At 73.4% G+C, this 2,329-nt stretch carries 3 protein-coding genes and 1 pseudogene; all 4 read left to right on the forward strand.

The features are described 5' to 3' along the window. The first annotated feature begins 247 nt into the window (after positions 1-247). Complete coding sequence (locus B8460_RS17155; RefSeq protein ID WP_052945286.1) at positions 248-1,372, forward strand: flagellar basal body P-ring protein FlgI; 1,125 nt, start codon at positions 248-250, stop codon at positions 1,370-1,372. Further along, positions 1,372-1,683 (forward strand): rod-binding protein, encoded by a 312-nt coding sequence (locus B8460_RS17160; protein ID WP_052945287.1) that lies wholly within the window; start codon positions 1,372-1,374, stop codon positions 1,681-1,683. The genes B8460_RS17155 and B8460_RS17160 overlap by 1 nt, the downstream gene beginning before the upstream one ends. Further along, complete coding sequence (locus tag B8460_RS17165; protein ID WP_048862838.1) at positions 1,680-2,081, forward strand: hypothetical protein; 402 nt, start codon at positions 1,680-1,682, stop codon at positions 2,079-2,081. The genes B8460_RS17160 and B8460_RS17165 overlap by 4 nt, the downstream gene beginning before the upstream one ends. Positions 2,082-2,124: 43 nt before the next feature. Then, positions 2,125-2,329 (forward strand): annotated as a pseudogene (locus tag B8460_RS17170) (hypothetical protein); the annotation flags it as partial.

Here is a 2,329-nt window from a genome sequence, read left to right on the forward strand (position 1 = left end):
GGCGCCGGGGCGCGGGACGGGACGGCGGGTCGTGGCGTGGGCGGGGCCGGAGAGCGGCCCGATGGTGCTCATCAACACGGTCCATTCTGCCGGCCGGGCCTGCCGCCCGGCATGTTGTGCCGCCCCCCGCCCGCGGCGGCGATGCGCAAACGCGCAGAAACGGCCGCATCCGCGCTGGCACGAGGGTTGCGCCTGCGCCGGCAGAGTGACGCCCAAACCTTAACGCGCTGCTGGTAAGGACCCACCCGTGCCAACGCCCCGCTTTCATCCCGCCGCGTGCCTGCTGCTCCTGCTCATCGCCGCCACGCTCGGCGCGGTGCATCCCGCCCGCGCGCAGGTGCGGATCAAGGACATCGCCGACGTCGAGGGCGTGCGCAGCAACCAGCTTGTCGGCTACGGCCTCGTCGTCGGGCTGAACAACACCGGCGACCGGCTCTACAATGCCGTGTTCACCCGCCAGTCGCTGATCGGCATGCTGGAGCGGATGGGCGTGAACACGCGCGACCAGATCGCGCTCCTCAACACCCGCGACGTGGCGGCGGTGATGGTGACGGCCGACCTGCCCGCCTTCGCCCGCAGCGGCAGCCGGATCGACGTGACGGTCTCTGCCCTCGGCGACGCGACGGACCTGACCGGCGGCACGCTGGTGGTGGCACCCCTGCTCGGCGCCGACGGCGAGGTCTATGCCGTGGCGCAGGGTGAGCTCGCGACCGGCGCCATCGCCGCCCGCGGGGCGGCGGCCTCCGTCACGCGCGGCGTGCCCACGGTCGGCCGCATCTCCAACGGCGCCACGGTGGAACGCGCGGTGCCCTTTCGGCTCGACCACGCGAGCGTGCTGCATCTCGACCTGCGCAATCCCGACCTCACGACGGCGCACCGCATCGCCGAGGCGATCAACCACGCGCTCGGCGACCATCTGGCGCGCGCGACCGACCCGCGCACCGTCCTGCTCGACCTTGGGGGCCGCGATCCGATCGACGCGCTGGCGCATATCGAGGATCTGCCGATCGAGCCGGACAGCCCGGCGATCGTGGTCATCGACGAGTCGACCGGCACGGTCGTGATGGGCGCGAACGTGCGCATCAGCACGGTCGCGATCGCGCAGGGCAACCTGACCATCCGCGTCACCGAGACGCCCGAGGTCGCGATGCCCGCGCCCTTCACCAACGGCCAGCCGACGGTGGTGCCGCGGACCAACATCCAGATCGACGATCAGCACAACCGCAAGCTCGGTATCCTGCGCGGCAGCGTCACGCTGCGTGACCTGGTCGCCAACCTCAACGCGCTCGGCGTCGGGCCGCGCGACCTGATCAGCATCCTGCAGGCGGTCAAGGCGGCCGGCGCGCTGCAGGCTGACCTGAAGGTGCGGTGATGGCGGCCGCACGCCTCCTGCCGGCCGCGACACCGGTGACGGACCTGCCGCCGGCGACGGTCGCGCGCCTCGCGGCGACCGCGCAGCGTTTCGAGGCGCAGGCGATCGGCCAGCTGCTGCAGCCGATGTTCGATACCGTCGACACCTCCTCCGGCCCGTTCGGCGGCGGCGCGGGCGAGCAGACATGGCGGCCGATGATGGTGAGCGAGTTCGCCAAGCGCATCGCGGCGGCCGGCGGCATCGGCCTCGCCGCGCCGGTGCTGCAGGCGCTGATCCACGCACAGGAACAAAAGGAACAGGCACCACGATGACACATGCGCTGATACAGGCGGCCCGCCAGCTAGGCGCGGCGCTGGAGGCGGAGAACGCGGCCCTCGCCGCCCTCGACGTGGCACGCGCGACCGCGCTGCTGCCAGCCAAGACACAGGCGACGGACGCCTTCCTCGCCGCGCAGTCACTGGCGCGCGCGGGCATGCCGCTCGGCATCAGCGCGGCGGAGGCGACGGCCCTGTCGCAGCGCCTCGCCACGCTGGCCGAGGAAAACAAGCGCCTGCTGTCGCACGCGCTGCGCGTGCAGGGCCGGGTCATCCGGCTGCTGGCCGACGCGGTGGCGCCCCACCCCGCCCACCAGGGCGGTCGCTACGGCGCGGGCGGCGCCCCCGCGCGCCCCGCCGGCGCGTCGCCGATCGCGATGTCGGCGCGGGTCTGAGCGCGGCTTTCCGCCGCCAGGGCGTGCATGCTAGGGCGACGGCATGAACGTGACGCGCGGCTTTCATCTGCTGCTTCCCACGCCCGCCGAGCAAAGCGCCGGGGGTCACCGCTTCGGCGCCGAACTCGCGGCAGCACTGCGCGACGGCGGACATGCGGTGGACCTGCACGTGCTGCCCGGCCGCTTCCCCGTGCCGGACGACGCGACCATACGGGCCGCGACCGCGTGGCTCGCCGCCCGGCCGGCCG

The sequence above is a fragment of the Acidisphaera rubrifaciens HS-AP3 genome (genome assembly GCF_000964365.1).
Lineage (GTDB): Bacteria > Pseudomonadota > Alphaproteobacteria > Acetobacterales > Acetobacteraceae > Acidisphaera > Acidisphaera rubrifaciens.